General features: G+C 62.0%; 16 protein-coding genes and 2 pseudogenes. 14 read left to right on the top strand and 4 right to left on the bottom strand.

What is annotated here, in order from left to right; all coding sequences use genetic code 11:
* Positions 1 to 16: 16 nt before the first annotated feature.
* Together G4D77_RS27890 and G4D77_RS27895 are read right to left on the bottom strand one after the other, a co-directional pair.
* Positions 17 to 505 carry a MarR family winged helix-turn-helix transcriptional regulator gene (locus tag G4D77_RS27890; protein WP_012206289.1) on the bottom strand — a complete coding sequence of 163 codons (489 nt, stop codon included), beginning with the start codon at positions 503 to 505 and terminating at the stop codon, positions 17 to 19.
* Complete coding sequence (locus tag G4D77_RS27895) at positions 502 to 1,407, bottom strand: alpha/beta hydrolase (protein ID WP_016453223.1); 906 nt, start codon at positions 1,405 to 1,407, stop codon at positions 502 to 504. Before G4D77_RS27895 ends, G4D77_RS27890 begins: the two co-directional genes overlap by 4 nt.
* 197 nt (positions 1,408 to 1,604) lie before the next feature.
* On the opposite strand from G4D77_RS27895, the gene G4D77_RS27900 reads away from it, so the two are divergent.
* The 14 genes and pseudogenes from G4D77_RS27900 (at position 1,605) to G4D77_RS27960 (ending at position 18,114) form a co-directional block, all read left to right on the top strand.
* Positions 1,605 to 2,780, top strand: a complete 1,176-nt coding sequence (locus tag G4D77_RS27900) for an ABC transporter substrate-binding protein (protein ID WP_016450648.1) — start codon at positions 1,605 to 1,607, stop codon at positions 2,778 to 2,780.
* A 110-nt stretch (positions 2,781 to 2,890) separates the two neighbouring features.
* Complete coding sequence (locus G4D77_RS27905) at positions 2,891 to 3,811, top strand: branched-chain amino acid ABC transporter permease (protein WP_154834040.1); 921 nt, start codon at positions 2,891 to 2,893, stop codon at positions 3,809 to 3,811.
* A 2-nt stretch (positions 3,812 to 3,813) separates the two neighbouring features.
* On the top strand, positions 3,814 to 4,776 hold the full coding sequence (locus G4D77_RS27910; protein ID WP_227740976.1) for a branched-chain amino acid ABC transporter permease: 963 nt from the start codon (positions 3,814 to 3,816) through the stop codon (positions 4,774 to 4,776).
* The gene (locus tag G4D77_RS27915) at positions 4,773 to 5,567 is read left to right on the top strand and encodes an ABC transporter ATP-binding protein (protein WP_193615974.1); all 795 of its coding nucleotides are present in this window, start codon (positions 4,773 to 4,775) and stop codon (positions 5,565 to 5,567) included. The genes G4D77_RS27910 and G4D77_RS27915 overlap by 4 nt, the downstream gene beginning before the upstream one ends.
* Entirely contained in the window at positions 5,567 to 6,280 is a 714-nt protein-coding gene (locus tag G4D77_RS27920) for an ABC transporter ATP-binding protein (RefSeq protein ID WP_046240736.1), read from the top strand. The genes G4D77_RS27915 and G4D77_RS27920 overlap by 1 nt, the downstream gene beginning before the upstream one ends.
* Positions 6,281 to 6,515: 235 nt before the next feature.
* On the top strand, positions 6,516 to 8,870 hold the full coding sequence (locus tag G4D77_RS27925) for a type VI secretion system Vgr family protein (protein WP_213757717.1): 2,355 nt from the start codon (positions 6,516 to 6,518) through the stop codon (positions 8,868 to 8,870).
* Positions 8,871 to 8,957: 87 nt separating this feature from the next.
* Complete coding sequence (locus G4D77_RS27930) at positions 8,958 to 13,511, top strand: RHS repeat-associated core domain-containing protein (RefSeq protein ID WP_250134242.1); 4,554 nt, start codon at positions 8,958 to 8,960, stop codon at positions 13,509 to 13,511.
* On the top strand, positions 13,508 to 13,978 hold the full coding sequence (locus tag G4D77_RS27935) for a hypothetical protein (RefSeq protein ID WP_128422682.1): 471 nt from the start codon (positions 13,508 to 13,510) through the stop codon (positions 13,976 to 13,978). The genes G4D77_RS27930 and G4D77_RS27935 overlap by 4 nt, the downstream gene beginning before the upstream one ends.
* A gap of 184 nt (positions 13,979 to 14,162) precedes the next feature.
* Positions 14,163 to 15,656 (top strand): annotated as a pseudogene (locus G4D77_RS27940) (RHS repeat-associated core domain-containing protein); the annotation flags it as partial.
* Positions 15,637 to 16,143, top strand: a complete 507-nt coding sequence (locus G4D77_RS27945) for a hypothetical protein (RefSeq protein ID WP_128422760.1) — start codon at positions 15,637 to 15,639, stop codon at positions 16,141 to 16,143. The pseudogene G4D77_RS27940 and the gene G4D77_RS27945, both read left to right, overlap by 20 nt.
* A gap of 279 nt (positions 16,144 to 16,422) precedes the next feature.
* Positions 16,423 to 16,575, top strand: a pseudogene (locus G4D77_RS31105) (RHS domain-containing protein); the annotation flags it as partial.
* Positions 16,576 to 16,580: 5 nt separating this feature from the next.
* A complete protein-coding gene (locus G4D77_RS27950) occupies positions 16,581 to 17,018 on the top strand; it encodes a DUF6896 domain-containing protein (RefSeq protein ID WP_154834044.1) in 438 nt (145 codons plus the stop codon).
* Positions 17,019 to 17,132: 114 nt separating this feature from the next.
* Positions 17,133 to 17,537, top strand: coding sequence for an SCO4402 family protein (locus G4D77_RS27955; RefSeq protein ID WP_154834045.1), 405 nt, complete (start codon positions 17,133 to 17,135; stop codon positions 17,535 to 17,537).
* A gap of 175 nt (positions 17,538 to 17,712) precedes the next feature.
* Positions 17,713 to 18,114, top strand: coding sequence for a hypothetical protein (locus tag G4D77_RS27960; protein WP_046240940.1), 402 nt, complete (start codon positions 17,713 to 17,715; stop codon positions 18,112 to 18,114).
* Between the two features lie 19 nt (positions 18,115 to 18,133).
* Here the strand turns inward: G4D77_RS27960 and G4D77_RS27965 are convergent, their stop codons facing one another.
* Together G4D77_RS27965 and G4D77_RS27970 are read right to left on the bottom strand one after the other, a co-directional pair.
* Entirely contained in the window at positions 18,134 to 18,880 is a 747-nt protein-coding gene (locus tag G4D77_RS27965; RefSeq protein ID WP_016450628.1) for a hypothetical protein, read from the bottom strand.
* Positions 18,881 to 18,939: 59 nt separating this feature from the next.
* Positions 18,940 to 19,158, bottom strand: coding sequence for a DUF7661 family protein (locus G4D77_RS27970; RefSeq protein ID WP_154834046.1), 219 nt, complete (start codon positions 19,156 to 19,158; stop codon positions 18,940 to 18,942).
* Positions 19,159 to 19,196 lie beyond the last annotated feature (38 nt).

Below are 19,196 nucleotides of genomic sequence, written 5' to 3' on the forward strand. Positions count from 1 at the left end.
GTGGGTCTGCGTGCGCTCAGTCCGTGGGCGAGCGGTGGGCCACCACCTGCTGCTTGAGGTCGCCCAGCGCCTGGTACAGGTCGTTGCGGCTGGCCTGCGGCATGTCGCCGAACATGCCCATGACCCAGGACTCATGCGCCTTGGCCATGCGCGCAAAGGTCTTGCGGCCCAGCGGGGTGAGGTGCAGCACGGAGCTGCGCCGGTCGGACTCCACCTTGGTGCGCACCACCAGGCCCTCCTTCTCCAACTGGTCGGTGATGCCGGTGATGTTGCCGTTGGTCACCATCATGTGGCGCGACAGCTCGCCCATCTTCATGCCCTCGGGCGCGCGCTGCAGCTGGGCCATGAGGTCGAAGCGGGGCAGGGTGGTGTCGAATTCGCTGCGCAGGCGGTTGCGGATCTCGCCTTCGATGAGGTTGCAGCAGGTGAGCATGCGCAGCCACAGGCGCAGCGCATGGTGGTCGTCGGGCGCGGCGCGCGACTCCAGGTCGGGAGCGTGGGTCATGGCTGGTTCTGCGGTGTGGGGGCGCTCAAGCCCATCTGCGCGAGGATGGCGCGCGTCAGCGGGCTGGCCGGGTCGTTCAGGGTGAGCACGATGTCGAAATGGTTGGTGCCGGGCATGGCCACGTACTGGCCTGACGATGGACCGGGGCCACAGCGCTGGTTCCAGGCGGCCAGGTAGTCGTCGCTCTGGCGCTTGAATTCATCGGTCTCGCTCTCGCCGTAGCTCACGATGAGCGGGCAGGCCGCGCCGTGCGGCAGGAGGGCGGGGCTGTTGCGAATGGCGTCCTGCTCGCTCAGGCGCATCCATTCGTTGATGTGGGTGTGCACCAGCGGGCGCAGGTCGAACAGGCCCGACAGCGGTGCGGCGCCGCGCACCACGTCTTCGGGCACGCCGTAGTCCGCATGCCAGCCACCGGCCAGCAGCATGCCCGCCAGGTGGCCGCCGGCCGAGCTGCCGCAGACATGGATGCGGCCCGGGTCGCCGCCGTAGCGGGCGATGTGCGCATGCACCCAGGCCAGTGCGCGGCGTGTCTGGTCCACGATGCGGTCCAGCGTGACGGCGGGCGCCAGCGAGTAGTTCAGGGCCACCACCACGGCGCCGGCGCGCGTGAAGGTGGGCGCCATGCTGCTGGAGTCGTCCTTGGACAGCAGCCGCCAGTAGCCGCCGTGGATGAAGAAGAGAACAGGGGCGCCTGCCGCCCCGGTTGCTGCCGGGAAAATGTCCAGCAGCTCGTCGGCATGCTCGCCATAGGCCACGTTCAGCGCGCAGGGCAGGCTCTGGCGCGCGGCCCGGCTGTCGTCGGCATAGGCCTTGATGATGGGGGTGATGTCGGGTACCGTCGCGCGGGCGTTGTACTGGACATCGAGTCCGGCGCGGTCGTAGTGACGGTAGAGTGCGGGCATTGGAACGGAGATGGCGCGAAATGGTTTGTATGGCAGGTATTGGTACAAGTCCCAGACTTGTTCTGCAAAATACTTTAAACCTAAACTAAGACCCGCGCCAACCGTTCCAGCCCTTACAGAGTTTCCCGTCCAGCGTGACGGAAGACTGCCTCACCACCGATTGCCATCCGCGCGGCCCGCGCAAGGAGCACAGCAGCATGCGTTTCCTCACCCCCTTCCTGGCCGCAGCGGCCCTGGCCCCTGCCTTTGTTCCCGCGCTCGCGCAGGCGGACACCATCAAGGTCGGTATCGCCAACGATATTTCCGGGCCGTTTGCCGCGCTGGGCGCCGAGGCGCGCGATGGCTTCAACCTCGCCATCAAGCAGTTGGGCGGCAAGCTGGGCGGCCAGCCGGCCGAGTTCCTGCAGACCGACATGGGCGGCAACCCCGACCAGGCGCGCCAGCTGGTCACGCGCTACATACAGCGCGACAAGGTGGATTTCTTCACCGGCCCCATCGGCTCCAACGTGGCCCTGGCCGTGGGCCCAGCGCTGTTCGGCGCCAAGGTGCCCTACCTGTCCAACAATCCCGGCCCCAGCCAGTTCGCGGGCGCGCAGTGCAATGCGTTCTGGTTCGGCACGTCCTACCAGAACGATGCCTTCCACGAGGCAGCCGGCAAGCTGGCGGCCGACCGTGGCTTCAAGAAGATGTTCATCATGGCGCCCGACTATCCGGCCGGCAAGGATGCGCTGGTCGGCTTCAAGCGCGGCTACAAGACCGCGCCCGGCGAAGAGGTCTACACCAAGCTGGGCCAGATCGACTATGCGGCCGAGCTGGCCCAGATCCGCGCGGCCAAGCCCGATGCGGTCTACATCTTCCTGCCGGGCGGCATGGGCATCAACTTCGTCAAGCAGTTCGTGTCCACGGGGCTGTCGCAAAGCGTCAAGCTGATCGGCCCGGGCTTCTCGGCCGACGAGGACGTGATCCAGGCCGTGGGCGAGCCCATGCTGGGCATGGTCAACACCGCGCAATGGGCGCATGACCTGGACGTGCCGCAGAACAAGGCCTTCGTCGAGGCCTTCCGCAAGGAGTACAAGGGCCGCAACCCCTCGGTCTACGCGGCCCAGGCGTATGACGTGATCATGGCCATGGATGCGGCCGTCAAGCAGGCCGGCGGCAAGGCCTCGGACCGCCAGGCCATCGTCAAGGCGCTGGAGAAGGCCGACTACGCCTCGGTGCGCGGCCCCTTCACGTACGGCAAGAACCACTACCCCATCCAGGCCTACTACCAGCGCGTGATCGAGAAGGACGGCAGCGGCCGCATCACCAATAAGCTGGTGGGCAAGGTGTTCGACAAGTACCAGGACGTCTACGTCAACGACTGCAAGATGTGACCCCGCCGCCGCGCCCCCGTCGGGCGCGGCGTGCCTTGATCTTGATTTTCAAAGCCGGATGATTTGTTGACCGCGCGCGGGCCGATGCGCCTGCGGCAGGGGGCGTGTGGATGACGTGGACGCTGCTCTTGGAGCAATTGCTCAATGGCCTGCAGTTCGGGCTGATGCTGTTTCTGATCGCGGCCGGGCTGACCCTGGTGTTCGGCATCATGGACATCATGAACCTGGCCCATGGCTCGCTGTACATGGCGGGCGCCTATGTGGCGGCCGAGACCATGCAGCGCACGGGCTCGTTCACCGTGGCCGTGCTGGTGGCGGCCGTGGCTACGGGCGTGGCGGGTGTGGTGCTGGAGCTGGTGCTGATACGGCGCCTTGCCGTGCGTGACCATCTGGCCCAGGTGCTGGGCAGCTATGCGGTCATCCTCATTGCCAATGACCTGGTCAAGATGGTCTGGGGCCCGGCGCCGGTGATGCTGAACATGCCGGCCGCGCTGTCGGGGCCCGTGCAGTTGCTGCCCGATCTCATGTACCCGGCCTACCGGCTGATGATCATCGTCTTCGGCCTGGCCGCCGCGCTGGGCCTGTACTGGTTCGTGACGCGCACGCGCGCCGGCGTGCTGGTGCGGGCAGGCGCCTCCAACCGCCAGATGGCCACGCTGATGGGCGTGCGCGTGCCGCTGCTGTTCCTGGGCGTGTTCACGCTGGGCGCCATGCTGGCGGCGGTGGCGGGCGCGCTGCTGGGGCCCATCACCTCGGTGCAGGTGGGCATGGGCGAGGACATCCTGATCCTGGTGCTGGTGTGCATCGTCATCGGCGGCATAGGTTCCATACGCGGCGCCCTGGTGGGGGCCTTGCTGGTGGGCATGGTGGATACGGCGGGGCGGGCCTTCCTGCCCATGCTGCTGCGCCAGGTGTTCTCCCCGGCCGTGGCGTCCAGCGTGGGGCCCACGCTGGCGGCGATTTCCATCTACGTGCTGATGGCGGTGGTGCTGGTGTACCGTCCTTCCGGCCTTTTCCCTGCGCGAGGCTGAGCATGGAACACAGCACATTGCAAGGCAGGTTCCAGGCCCGGTTCTTCTGGACCGTACTCGCGCTGCTGGCGCTGGCGGTGTTCCCGCTGGTGGCTCCGGCGCTGGGGCTGGACTTCTACATCTCCTTCGTGCGCCGGGTGCTGATCTACGCGCTGGCCGCCACCAGCCTGAACCTCATCCTGGGCTATGGCGGCATGGTGGCGCTGGGGCATGCGGCCTTCTTCGGTGCGGGGGCCTATGCGGTGGGCATCCTGGCCATGAACGGCGTGACCTCGGCCCTGGTCGCCTGGCCTGCCGCCGCGCTGCTGGCCGGGCTGCTGGCCGCCGCCACGGGCGCCGTGTCGCTGCGCACGCGCGGCGTGTACTTCATCATGATCACGCTGGCCTTTGCGCAGATGCTGTTCTATATCTTCATCTCGCTGCGCCAGTACGGCGGCGAGGACGGGCTGAACCTGCCCGGCCATTCCGTTCTGCCCGGGCTGGACCTGGGCCACGATGTGTCCTTCTACTACGTGGTGCTGGCGCTGTTCGCGGTGCTGATGGCCGTGTTCGGGCGGCTGGTGGATTCGCGCTTCGGCAAGGCGCTGCAGGGCGTGCGCGAGAACGAGTCGCGCATGGAGTCGCTGGGCTACCCGGTCTACCGCCTGAAGCTCGTGGCCTTCGTTCTCAGCGGCGCGGTGGCGGGGCTGGCAGGCGCGCTGCTGGCCAACCACAACCTGTTCATCTCCCCCAGCCTCATGCACTGGACCCAGTCGGCCAACCTGCTGATCATGGTGCTGGTGGGGGGCGTGGGCCTGCGCTGGGGCGGCGTGGCCGGCGCCGTCGTCATGCTGACGCTGGAGGAAGTGCTTCGCATGTGGACCGAGTACTGGCACCTGCCGCTGGGCCTGCTGCTGCTGTGCGTGGTGTTCGGTGCGCCGCGCGGCCTGACGGGCCTGTGGCCCGCACGCGGGAGGCAGGCATGAGCGGCGCGGCCACCCCTATCTCCATTCCCACTCCGGCCCTGGAAGCCAAGGGCCTGGTGCGCCGCTTTGGCGCGCTGCTGGCCACCGACCATGTCTCGCTGTCGCTGGCGCCTGGCGAGATCCATGCGCTGATCGGCCCCAATGGCGCGGGCAAGTCCACGCTCATCCATCTGCTGTCCGGCACGCTGGCGGCCGACGCCGGCACCCTGGCACTAGCCGGGCGCGACGTGAGCGCGCTCAACGCCCACCAGCGCGTGGCGGCGGGGCTGTCGCGGTCTTTTCAGATCACGAACATCTTCAAGCAGTCCAGCGTGCTGGACAACCTGGCGCTGGCCGTGCAGGCGCATGCCGGCAGCAGTTTCCGCTTCTGGCGCCCGCGCGCGGCCGAGACCGCGCTCTACGAGCAGGCCCGCGAGCTGGCGCGCGAATGCGCCATTGACGCCAGCCTGCTGCAGCGCCCCGCAGGCACGCTGCCGCATGGCGAGCAGCGCAAGCTGGAATTCGCGCTGGCCCTGGCCGCACGGCCCGGCGTGCTGCTGCTGGACGAGCCCATGGCCGGCATGGGGCCTGATGAAACACTGCGCCTGACCGAGCTGATCGAATCCCTGCGCGGCCGCGCCGCCATGCTGCTGGTGGAGCACGACATGCAGGCCGTGTTCCGCCTGGCCGACCGCATCTCCGTGCTGGTCTACGGCCGCATCATCGCCACCGGCACGCCCGACGAGATACGTGGCAACGCCGATGTGCGCCAGGCCTACCTGGGAGACGAAGAAGTGAAGGAGGGCGCGTGATGCTCGAAATGCAGGCCGTGCAAAGCGGCTACGGACCCAGCCAGGTGCTGTTCGGCGTGGACCTGCGCATCGAGGCAGGCCAGGTCGTCACCCTGCTGGGCCGCAACGGCATGGGCAAGACCACGCTGCTTCGCACGCTGCTGGGCCAGCTGCCCCTGCGCGCTGGCTGCATGGTGTTTGCCGGGCAGGACATCGCCGGCTGGGCCACCGACCGCATCGCCCGCGCCGGCGTGGCCATCGTGCCCGAAGGCCGCCAGTGTTTTCCCAACCTCACGGTGCGCGAGCACCTGACGGCCTTTGTGGCCCATCGCAATTCGGGCAGTCCCGGCGCGGCCGAGCCCTGGACGCCCGAGCGCGTGTTCGCCCTGTTCCCCCGCCTGGGCGAGCGCGCCTCCAACATGGGCAACCAACTGTCGGGCGGTGAACAGCAAATGCTGGCCATAGGCCGCGCCCTGGTCACCAACCCGCGCCTGCTCATCCTGGACGAAGCCACCGAGGGCCTGGCCCCCCGCATCCGCGAAGAGATCTGGTCCTGCCTGGCCCAGCTGCGCGCCGCTGGCCAGACCATCCTGGTCATCGACAAATACGTGGAGCGCCTGCTGGGCCTGGCCGACCGCCACCTCATCCTGGAGCGCGGCAAGGTCGTATGGAGCGGAGACTCGGCCGCGCTGGATGGGGACAGAGCGCTGTGGGAACGGTATTTGGGAGTGTGAGCACGCGCAATGCATTCGCAGTTCAAGGCGAAATTCAAGGCGCGATGGAGGGTTGAATGGCGTTGAAGATCAATGGGTGGCATGCCATTCAAATACATGCCTGTATCCAAGATGGGAAATTGCTTACATTTACAGGATGTATCTGACCCTGCATTTGATTGCCCTATAGCCATCGGCTTGTCTATGATCCCCGCTCACCAAGAGACGGGAGGCCGCCCCCAGGGCGGTTCATACAATGACACGCCGAGTCACCATCCATACGCCATTGGGCGATGAACTGCATTTACGTGAATTGCGCGGCCAGGAAAACATCAGCCAGCTCTTCAGCCTCGATGTGGAAATGCTCAGCGAAAACGAAAGCATCGATCCCAAGGTCCTATTGGGCAAAAACGCCACCATAGAAATAGAAACCCAGGGCGGCGGCAGGCGCTTCATCGACGGCATCGTCACCCGCTTCGGCATGCAGGGCCAGGACCACCGCCACTACGCCTACAAGGCGCGCCTGAGCCCCTGGCTGTGGCTGGCCACGCGCAAGAGCGACTTTCGCATCTTCCAGAACCTCAACGTGCCCGACATCGTCGAGCAGGTATTGGGCGTCTATGGCCATCCAATGCAAAGGAAACTCACCCGCGCCTATCGCAGTTGGGATTACTGCGTGCAATACAACGAAAGCGATTGCGACTTCGTCTCGCGATTGATGGAGCACGAAGGCATCTACTACCACTTCGCGCATGCCATGGGAGAACACACCCTGGTGCTGTGCGACGACATCATTGCCTCGCACGGCGCATTGCCCGGTGGTGAATCCATTCCCTTCTATCCCCCGGAAAAAGCCGCCGCAGGCGATCAGGAAAACATCCACGCCTGGCAGTTGGAGCAGGAAATCAAGCCGGGCCGCCATTACATCGACGACTACGACTTCAAAAAGCCCCGGGCCGAACTGTCCCACATGCGCCGCGATCCACCGGGCCATGCGCACGACGGCCATGAAACCTACGAATGGCCGGGCGGCTACACGGAGTACGGCGACGGAGATGCCTACATCCGCGTGCGCCTGAAGCAAGGCCTCACGGGCCACAGCCGGGTGCGGGGCCAGTCCTGCCACCGGGCGCTGGCCACGGGCTACACCTTCAGCCTCTACAACTACCCGCGCGGGGACCAGAACCGGCAGTACCTGATCACGGGCCTGAGCTACCACCTCAAGGAGAACCCCCGCGTCAGCGCTGTGGCCCCGGGCGCCAAGGGCAGCGCCGCCGAAGACGGCTCCTTCCAGCGCTACGAACTGCAGGCCCAGCCCACCAGCCTGGCCTTCACGCCGCCGCGCACCACGCCCAAGCCGCGCACCACGGGACCGCAGACCGCTGTCGTCGTGGGTCCGGCCGGAGAAGAAATCTGGACCGACGAATACGGCCGCATCAAGGTGCAGTTCCACTGGGACCGGCTGGGCAGCAAGGACCAGAACTCCAGCTGCTGGATCCGCGTGGCCACCAACTGGGCAGGACCAGGCTTTGGCGCCATCTCCATCCCGCGCATAGGGCACGAGGTGGTGGTGGACTTCCTCAACGGCGACCCGGACTATCCCATCGTCACGGGCTGCGTCTACAACGCGGCCAACATGCCGCCCTGGGCGCTGCCGGCCAACGCCACGCAATCGGGCATCAAGACCCGGTCGAGCAAGGGCGGTGCCGCAGGCGCGGGCATGAAGAACGGCCCGGGCGACGCCAACGCCATCCGCTTCGAGGACAAGGCCGGGCAAGAACAGCTGTGGCTGCATGCGCAAAAGGACCAGCTCACCGAGGTCGAGAACGACGAGGACAAATGGGTGGGCAACGACCGGCGCAAGACGGTGGACCGGGACGAGACCAGCGTCATCCACCGCGACCGCACCGAGACCGTGGACCGCGACGAGACCATCACCGTGCACAACAACCGCACGGAGCGGGTGGACCACGACGAGAAGATCAGCATCGGCGACAACCGCAATGAAGACGTTGGCATCGACGAGAACATCTCCATCGGCAAGAACCGCAGCAAGACCATCGGCAAGACCGAGACCGACAAGATAGGCCAGAACTGGCACGTCACGGTCGGCCTGCTCAAGACCCAGACCATAGGCATGGCCTACATGCAGAACGTGGGTGGGATGAAGATGATGAACATCGGCGTCAACTACATGGAAAACATCGGCGTGGCCATGCAGACCCATGTGGGCATGAACCAGAGCCTCACCGTGGGGCAGGAGCGCCAGGTCAAGGTCGGCAGCAAGCAAAGCACCGAAGTGGGCTCGCAGTACTCGCTGACCGTGGGCGGTGGTGGCGGAGGTGGCGGTGGCGCGGGAGGTGGCGCCGGTGGCGGCATGGCCATGAACATCACGGCGCCCGGTGGGGGCGATGGCGGCGGTGGTGGGGGTGCAGGCGAAGGTGGCAAGGCCTCGCAGCTCACCATGGATGGACAAAGCATCCAGCTCAATGCCGCCAAGATCCGGCTCGAAGCCCAGCAGGAAATCCTGCTGACCTGCGGCGAAAGCACCATCCGCATCACGCCCGGCGACATCCAGATCCTCTCGCCCATGGACCGGCTCAACTGCTGAGGCCCGCATGTCCTGCAGCCCCTGCATTCCCCGCATCTTCTGCATCCGCCGTCCCGTTCTCTCTCACCTCTCCAGGAGCAGCCTCGCATGAGTGGCCAACCCGCAGCCCGCATCACCGACAGCGTCGTCAAGGGCAAGATCGTCACCGGCTCGCGCACCGTGCTCATCGGCAGCCAGGGGGGCCTGGCCTGCTCCGTCTGCCCGGGCGGTATCACCGTCAGCTCCCCCGTCAACCCCCAGCTCGGCGCCAAGGTCCTGCTGGGCGCACAAGACCTGGACTTCGCCCTGCCATCGGCTGCGCTGCCCGTGGCCTGGCAGCGCCAGTACAGCAGCTACGTCAACCCCGAGCACGGCGCGGCCTGCGGCCTGCTGGGCCATGGCTGGCACCTGCTGCAGGAGCTCAGCATCCGCCTGCAGGAAGAGGCCACCTTGCTGCTGGACGCCAGCGGCCGCGTCATCACCTTCGACCAGCCCCTGGCCCCGGGCGGCCAGCTGCACAGTGCCAGCGAAGACATCTGGCTGCTGCGCGGCGGCAGCCCGGAGCCGGACGGCGGCACAGCGCCCTGGGCTGCGAACCCGCGCTGGTCGCATGTGGAGGCGGCGCTGGCGTGCAATCCCGAGGCCATCCTGGCCTTCAGCGGCGATGGCGACACCCTCTGGGGCTTTGGTCCTGCGCCCGGTGAACCTGTCGATGGCCCTTGGCGCCTCATGGCCCAGATCGACCGCTTCGGACGCCGCCAGCTCTACCACTACAGCGACGGCAAGACCACGGCCCCGGACGTCAACGGCAGTCCGGAACCGCTGCCCGCAGGCCGCCTGGTCTCGCTGAGCGACGGCACAGGCCGGCGCTACCGCCTGCTGCACCAGCGCATCCACGGCGGCAAGGACGCGCAGGGCCTGAACGGACTGTGGGGCGCCGACGATGGCTGGCGCCTCATCGGGGTCGACCTCACGCAGGACCCGTTGCATCCCCTGTCCACCCCCATCACGCTCGTGCGCTACGGCTACAGCAGTGCAGGCGATCTCATCACCGTCCACGACCGCGCAGGCCAGCTCGTGCGCGAATTCGAATGGGACCACCACCGCATCAGCGCCCACCGCCATGCCAGCGGACCCTGGCACCGCTACCGCTACGAGAGCGCCCAGCCCGGCGCCCGCGTCATCGAACACAGCAACCAGGAAGGGCTGTCCTACCGCTTCGACTACCTCAGCCAACCGCCGGGCCCGGACGGCCAGCCGCGCGCGGCCACCCGCGTCAGCGACAGCCTGGATCGCATCGAGACCTACTACTTCGAAGGTGCGGCGGGCCTGTCGCGCCTCATCGCCCACCACAAGGCCGACGGCAGCCGCTGGCTGCAAAGCTACGACAGCTTCGGCCGCCTTGCCTCGCGCACCGACCCGCTGGGCCGCAGCGTCCACCTCAGGCGTGATGGACAGGGCCGGCTCATCGGCGTGCAACTGCCCGATGGGCGCAGCACCCAGCAGGAACACGACGAAGCCACGGGCCGCCTGCTCGCCTCCACCGACCCGGCAGGGGCCACCACCGGCTACCAATACGACGCCTGGGGCCGTCTCACCCAGATCACCCAGGCCGACGGCAGCACCGAGCGCTACCACTACCCCGACCCCCAGGAAGCGCCGCTCACCTGCGACAGCCCCCGGCGCATCGAAGACGCCCAGGGCGGCAGCAAACAGCTGGCCTGGAGCGACGCGGGCCAACTGCTCAGCTACACCGACTGCTCGGGCCACAGCACGCACTACCACTACGACCGCTGGGGTGCGCTCATCGAAGTGGGCAACGCCCTGGGCCAGCGCCAACGCCACCAGCGCGACGGCCAGGGCCGCATCGTGGCCAGCGAACTGCCCAACGGCCAGATCGAGCGCTACCACTACGACAGCGCAGGCCACCTCACGCGCATCGAACCGGCCCAGCCCCCGCTCACCCCTCTCATGGGGGGGCAAAGCCCTGCTGCACCGGCCGCCGACCCCAGCATCCACCTGCGCTACGACCTCTGGGGCAGGCTGGTCCAGCGAACACATGGTGGCCTCACCCTGGCCTTCGAATACGACAGCGCCGGCCGCCTCACGCGTCTCGTCAACGAAAACGGAGCCCAAAGCCGCTTTGCCTGGGACACGCTGGACAGGCTCGTGCAGGAAGAAGGGTTTGACCAGCGGCTGCAGCGCTACCGCTGGGATGCGGCAGGCCAGCTCATGGAAGCCACGGACGGCAACGCTGCACGGCAAAGCAGCAGCCACTACCGCTGGGACGAAGGCGGCAGATTGGTCGAACGTCAGCTGCCCGCCACGGCCCATGCGCCGGCCCAGACCCACCGCTACGAATGGGATGCGGCCGGACGCCTCATGGTCGCCAGCGTCTGGCAGCACACCGTCGAGAACACCGCGGAGAACACCACCCAACTGCAAAGCCGCATAGCACTGGAACGCGATGCCCTGGGCCGCATCACCGCAGAAGTGCAGCAGCTGTACCGGCCCGGCAAGCACAGCAACGGGGGCGGCGGCGCAGACCAGATCGAATACGAACACCGCATCGCCCACAGCCTGGACGCGCTGGGCGCACGCCAGCACAGCCAGCTGCAAGGCCTGGGAAAGATCGCCTGGCTCACCTACGGCTCAGGCCATGTGCACGGACTGCAGCTCAACGGCGCCGGCCTCATCGACTTCGAACGCGACGCCCTGCACCGCGAAGTCCGCCGCAGCCTGCACCCACCCACTCCCGCAGCAGAAGCAGATGCAGACGCACACCCCCCCCTGCAGGTGCAACGCCAATGGGACAGCATGGGCCGCCTCACGGCCCTGGGCACCACAGGCCTGCAAAGCACGGAAGGCAGGGATCACCTCGTCCAGCCCCTCATCGGCCAGATCCTTGGCCGCCGCTACCACTACGACAGCCTGGGCCAGCTCGTTGCCATCGAACAGGCCGGCGCCCCGGGCCAGGCCGCACAACTGCTGCGCTACGGCTACGACAGCGCCGGGCGCCTCAGAGCGGCCACCGACAGCCAGGACCCCCAGACCACCGCCCGCTGGCAGATCGACCCTGCCGGCAACCGCCTGCCAGCACTCGGTGCACCCGGTGCACCGGGCCAGACGAACACCCAGGACAGCTGGGCCGCCCAGGTCCATGCCCACTGGCGGCACACCGACTTCAACCTCATGGGCCTGGGCCACCTTGCAGGCCAGCGGCAAGGCCCCGTGCAGCGCTGGGAAGACAACCGCATCGGCTTCACCGAAGACCGCGTCTGGCGCTACGACCCCTGCGGCAACCGCATCGCGCAAATGCATGCAGACCACAGCCAGCAGCAACTGCACTACGACGGAGCACACCAACTCATCGCCGTGCGCAGCAGCCAGATCCAGGGCAACGCCGAGCAGTTGCGCCACCACAGCCGCTACACCTACGACGCCCTGGGCAGGCGCCTGAAGCAGCAGGTCGAAAGCGCGGACTCCACAGAATCCACCCGCACCCACTACTACGGCTGGGACGGCGACCGCCTCATCCACACCGAACGCCTGCAGCACGGCAGCGACACGCGCCACATAGAGCACACCATCTACGAACCCGGCAGCTTCACCCCCCTGGTGCGCCTGAGCACCACGGCCAGCGGCGACCCCCAAGACCAACCCCACCTGCTGGTGCAAGCCATCACCGCAGGCCTGCCCGACCCGGACGACCCCAACCACGCGCCGGCCCTGGCCCTGATGCAAACCATGCTCGACGCCATGCCGCGCGACATGCAGCAAGACGCGGCCCGCCACCTGCGCCACACCCTGGACCACGGCCTGCCGCCCGGCGCCCAGGCCATGCTGGGCGAACAGGCAGACAGCACCACGCGCCTGCTCAGCGGCATGCAGGCAAAGCTGCAGGAACAGGAAAAAGAACAACAAGCCCGCATCGCCATCCACCACTACCACTGCGACCACCTGGGCACACCCATGGCCCTGACCGACCAACGGGGGCTAGTCACCTGGGCGGCCAAGCTGGACCCCTGGGGCAATGTGCTGCAGGAATACAACCCGCAAGGCATCCACCAGGCGATCCGGCTGCCGGGACAGCACCATGACAGGGAAACGGGGCTGTATTACAACCGGCATCGGTATTACGATCCGGTGGTGGGGAGTTATGTGAATCAGGATCCGATTGGTCTTAGAGGGGGGATCATAAAGACTGTATATGCAGATAATAAACCCAATAAATATCAAGATCCCCTTGGGCTTGAGTGGCAAGTCGATCCGATTGGGAGATCTCCTCAGAGCTTGGGATCGGGGATTAGTACAATATTTTGCGATGGAAAATCACCAGAGATATTCGTGCAGAAACTTGAATTTGAAGAATGTCCTGGGATAAAAAAATGCACAGAAGAGCATGAAAAATCTCATTTAAATGATGCGCTGAATTTCAACAAGAACATATGTGCCAATAATTCCGGATCGGTAATTGTCACCAATTCCGATGACGTCAAAAGGCTTGACTCGGAAAGACGAGCAATGCAGAAAGAAATTCAATGTTTGAGCCAAGAATCGGAAAATGAAACTATTCCAAGTTGCAAAAGTAGATATAACTCAAAGATGAGAATAATTGACTGGCAAATCAAGAACAAAGTTGACACTGGAAATTATCCATGAAAAATTATCTAATTTTCTTCTTGTTAATTTTCGTCGCATTGCAAGCGAGATCTCAAGTGGATCTTGAGGTTAATTTCATTGATTGCGGAGAAAATGGATCTATCAATATAAGGCATGCCATAAGAAATAATACAGATTCGGATAAGGTTATTTATGATTTTGCTGCCCCCTGGTCTCCAAGTGACTATGGGGTTAGGTATTATGCTTATGCTCGGAAGGATAAGCCAAAAAATATCAAGCAAGACTTTTTTGATTATGGATCTGGAAAGGAGATAAGATTGAAAAAAGGAGATTTAGTAGAAAGAAATGTGAATATAAGCCCTTATCTTGGTGAGATGAGTAAGGAAAATGAAAACGAGGATATATATATATTCTGGTTCTATAATTTCATAACTATAAATTCCGATTACAAGCGCAAGAGTAATGGATTCTTTGTAATTCCCAAAAACTGCTATAAAAATAGATGATGTTGTCTGTAATTGGTTTAGTCGAGGTGGACGCTTTTGGGGTTGATTTAAAACCTGAAATACAATATTTTGATTGCAAGTGATTTGTAAAGTGGATTCAGGAGATATGCCCTTGCCGTCAGAGGATTGCCTCAGCTCGCTCCTACAAAAAACGCTTGAATACGCACGCCATCCTCGCTGCCAAAGCACCGACTTCAACCTCATGGGCCTAGGCCACCTCGCAGGCCAGCGGCAAGGCCCCGTGCAGCGCTGGGAAGACAACCGCATCGGCTTCACCGAAGACCGCGTCTGGCGCTACGACCCCTGCGGCAACCGCATTGCGCAAATGCATGCAGACCACAGCCAGCAGCAACTGCACTACGACGGAGCACACCAGCTCATCGCCGTGCGCAACAGCCAGATCCAGGGCAACGCCGAGCAGTTGCGCCACCACAGCCGCTACACCTACGACGCCCTGGGCAGGCGCCTGAAGCAGCAAGTGGAAAGCGCGGACTCCACAGAATCCACCCGCACCCACTACTACGGCTGGGACGGTGACCGCCTCATCCACACCGAACGCCTGCAGCATGGCGACGACACCCGCCACATAGAACACACCATCTACGAACCGGGCAGCTTCACGCCCCTGGTGCGCCTGAGCACCACGGCCAGCGGCGACCCCCAAGACGAGCCCCACCTGCTGGTGCAAGCCATCGCCGCAGGCCTGCCTGACCCGGACGACCCCAACCACGCGCCGGCCCTGGCCCTGATGCAAACCATGCTCGACGCCATGCCGCGCGACATGCAGCAAGACGCGGCCCGCCACCTGCGCCACACCCTGGACCACGGCCTGCCGCCCGGCGCCCAGGCCATGCTGGGCGAACAGGCAGACAGCACCACGCGCCTGCTCAGCGGCATGTAGGCAAAGCTGCAGGAACAGGAAAAAGAACAGCACGCCCGCATCGCCATCCACCACTACCACTGCGACCATCTGGGCACACCCATGGCCCTGACCGACCAACGGGGGCTAGTCGCCTGGGCCGCAAAGCTGGACCCCTGGGGCAATGTGCTGCAGGAATACAACCCGCAGGGCATCCACCAGGCGATCCGGCTGCCGGGGCAGCACCATGACAGGGAAACGGGGCTGTATTACAACCGGCATCGGTACTACGATCCGGTGGTGGGGAGTTATATCAATCAGGATCCGATTGGGTTGATGGGGGGATTCAACGTCTTTAGCTACGGGGCCAATGATCCTATAAGAAGCTATGATCCATTGGGCCTCGATTGGGTCAGGTCGGACATCACTTATCCCAGAGATTCTCCAGATCCAGAGAATCCACTCAATTTCAACACAGTGTATTGTGATAATGAGGAAGTGAAAATAAACTCAAATAATGTAGGAAAGTGTCAAAATGCTCTCGGCACTACCGTTGCGCACGAAAATTCTCACAAAGAAGACATATTAAATTCAAATAAAGATATATGCAAAGGAAACAAAGGGATATCTCAAATTGGGACAAGTAATAAGCAAGTCCGTCTTGCCTCAGAAAGAAAAGCACATGAACTGGAAATAGCCATTCTAGAAAATGCTTTAAAGGACCCTCCCGTTGGATGCACTTCATACGGAATCGAAGCAGAGATACGAACTACCAAGAAAGAACTACTGAAAGTCCATCATGGCACCTACCCGAATTAAATATAGACTTGCAACGTGTTTGTTCAAGATGATAATATTGATATTCCTTCCCCATGAATCTCATGGAGAGCCCAAGGAATATAAAAATATCATTGAATATTCTTTGACCTTGAAAGTGGAAAAAAACTCAATAAAAACAAATATTGTAAACAACTCATCAAAGGATATTAAATTAAGAAAAGACTCCCTTCCATCATCTCTCCTTATTCGTGGGATAAATCTTAGCGCCTACTCAGATTCAGAAGAGCTTAAACCAATTGGCTTATTTATCCCAATTGGAAGCAATTCAGATTTAAAAATAATACCTGCCGGGGGAGAATTATCCGGCGAGATCAACATAAATAAATTAATAAACAATGATTGCTTTCTTTTGAAGAAAAATCCAATAATAATATTCTGGAGATATTCGGCTCAGACTGATGAAGGCATTCTACCGGCTAAAGAGGGAGCCATAAGAATAAGCGACAAAGATGTTTCATGCGATTAACGCATGTTATGAATTTTTCGTCTTGATGGCGAAGCGCCAGACGAGCACAATAAACTTGATGGAAAAAATTATGACTAATGCGATAAGCTCAAAGTACTTACGCGTGAGGAAAAATTAAGGCAATTATGGCAAGGTGGATGAGATAAAAAAAGCACAGGTGCCGAATCCGGCTATCTAGAGCGTCTTGTGGATTTCCCACAGAAATCAGTACCTGCATGACTGCTGGCCACATGAGCACAGTAAAGACCAAAGATTGAAGACCACTCAGCTCAGCAGCCGACGGACCAGACCGGCTAGGTGGCCTGGGCTGCAAAGCTGGACCCCTGGGGCAATGTGCTGCAGGAGTACAACCCGCAAGGCATCCACCAGGCGATGCGGCTGCCGGGGCAGGCTCAAGACGCCGCCGCTGCTCGTTCAAATAGAACAAGGTATTGATTGTGGTAGATTATTCCCTTATCAAAAATATTGCTTTTGGCATAAAAAAATATGTAGAAAAACAGGAGATTCTACATCTTTCTTTCATGAGAATCCATAGTGATCTTGTGAAGCTATCAAATATAGAATTTCTTCCTCGCAGCGGATTTGTTTTTGATGAGGAGATGAATAAGTGGGAATTTAAAAAGCATGGATGTGGTTATGAGTTCTCTCATGAAGGTACGGTTATTGATATAAATGATTATTTCCTGTCGAATGGAGATTTTTTTAGCGCAAATAGATTATTCTTCTATTTTGAATCGATTGGATTTAATTTCAAAAACCAATATGCTGATGATGCAATTAAATCAGCCTTGATTTATTTGGAATCTACAGGAGAGATCGTGAAGGTGCTGCCGACGGGGTATTATAAGTTACTTTCATCTCAATGCTGTCATTAATTTAATTGTTAATCTAGTTAATAAAGGGGATAAAATCTTATTGATTTTATAAAATGCATAACAAGCTCCAGGGCTACTCACAATCGGCGGGTAACAGGATAGGAAGATATTGAGATGCCTCGCTTGAAATATCCTGAAATGAGAATGGAATTGCTCGGATATTTGAGGAAACTCAAGGATTTGAAGTATCAAATGAAAGCCTGGGTGAACCATGATTTCCCTGCAGACGTTCAATACGACCATCTTGATTTGGCCATACATTTCATTTTTGACGATACGGATCTTGGCAGTGATGCTCGTATGGCGATCGGTGAAATTCTTCTCGATGAGCAGGAGGCATCACTGATGAGGCAGTTGGTGGATGCCATCAATGCCGTCTTTGAGGCGTACGGCACGGACATGCCGAACAGCTTCTACATGCAAGTTGGCGAATGGACGAGAGTGGTGGCCTATGCCGAAAGGGCGTTCGATTGTCTGGAGGGGAGCAACGCCGCTGGCTGCCCCGAGCCGCTGGATTGACACGGGCATGCCTGCCAGCCGACTAGCCGGGGCAAGGCCATGGCTGATCGTGATGTTCAGTCGGTGGTGAAGAGTACCGTAGCGTTTCCAGGTTCGTGGAACAGCAAGATGTTTTCCACTGGTAGCCCGTCCCCCAAACCTGCCGGACAATCCATGGAAACCGAGGCCCCGTTTCATGACAACTTCAACCCCCCTTGCCGAACCCGAATTGAGAGCCTTCGCCGCAGCGGCGGCCGAGCAGCAGCGATGCACGGACTGTGCTGTGCTGTGGAGGCCGGGCTGGGAGTCCTTGTCGGGGGCGGACAAGACTTCGCATCTGCAGCAGGTTGGTGCGCTGGGCACGCCGGAGACACGGGAATTGCTTGATGAATACCACCCCCAGGGCACGAACCAGTGGTCACCGGATGCCCCCATCGCCCTGGGCTGGCACCCGTACAACCGCTGCACGCTCTGGCGCTGCCACCATTGCAATGCCGCCTTTCTGCGCTACACGGAATACGGCGGCTACTACCAGGACGATCGTATCCGCCCGCTGCTGGCGCATCTGATCGTCACGCCCGAGCCGGGGCGCGTCTGAGCGGCGCTGCTCGGCCGGCTCAGGTCCAGTCGAAGGTGAACAGCGCCGTGCGGCTTTCCGGCTCGTAGAACAGCAGGATGCTGTCCGCGCCCGTGGCGCACCAGTTGTAGCCGGCCACGTTGGCCACGTGGAAGAAGGGCTTGCCGTCGCGCGTGATGCGGATGCCGTCGTCTTCCAGTTCATCGCCCATGCCGGCGTTCTCCGCCTCGTCCAGCTGAAAGGCCGGGGGAATGGGCGGGTGGCTGGTCCAGTTGCCGTACCAGATGCCGCCGCCCAGGCTGTCCAGGTAGTCCTGCTCCACGGGCTCGCCCTTGCCGTAGCGCGAGTAGCTGGCCAGTCGGCCATGCTGGGCGTAGTAGGCACTGGCCTTGGCGTGGCTGGCCAGCATTTCGTCGGTGTGCTCGCAGGCGTAGGCGTCCTTGGTGAACTGGCCGCCATGCTGCGGCGCGCGCTGGAAGAAGCCTTCGTTGCCCAGGAAGCGGTAGCGGTTGTCGGGCGTCAGTTCCAGCGCAAACCAGTTGGGGGCGGTGAAGGCGTTGTGGTGGGCTTCGGTCTCATCGCCTATGCAGCCCTCGAAGGGCTCGACGGGGCACAGCATGTGGACCACGGTGCCGGCCAGTTCGGGCCGCACCAGGCCCAGGTCGATGGAGATCAGCGGCAGCAGGTGCTCTGCCAGCCAGGGCTGGTCGGCCACAAAGATGTCGGCGGCGGCGGGGAAGGGGGTGAGGCCCGGCTTCAGTTCGCGGACTTCGGTTGGCTGGGACAAGAGGGGCTCCTTGGCGGATAGAGGGGGTTGGGAATGCGGGGGGCGCTGCGGGCCGGGTGTCAGGTGATCTCGAAGATGTCCTGGTCCGATGCGGCTGCGCTCTCGTGATAGATGTCGTACAGGTACTGGGCCAGTTCGGCGTGGGTCACGTCGGCGGGGATGGCCAGCAGGGCAGGGGCACGCTTGCCGTCCGCGCCCAGGTTGAAGCAGCGCCAGTGGGCGTCTGCCCGTTCGATGGCGATGATGCGGCCAAAGACATTGAAGCGGTATTTCTCCAAGCGGGTGTCTCCTGGTGAGCTGGCATCGTAACGGGAGC

The sequence above is a fragment of the Delftia sp. WY8 genome (genome assembly GCF_018437695.1).
Taxonomy (GTDB): Bacteria; Pseudomonadota; Gammaproteobacteria; order Burkholderiales; family Burkholderiaceae_C; genus Comamonas; species Comamonas tsuruhatensis.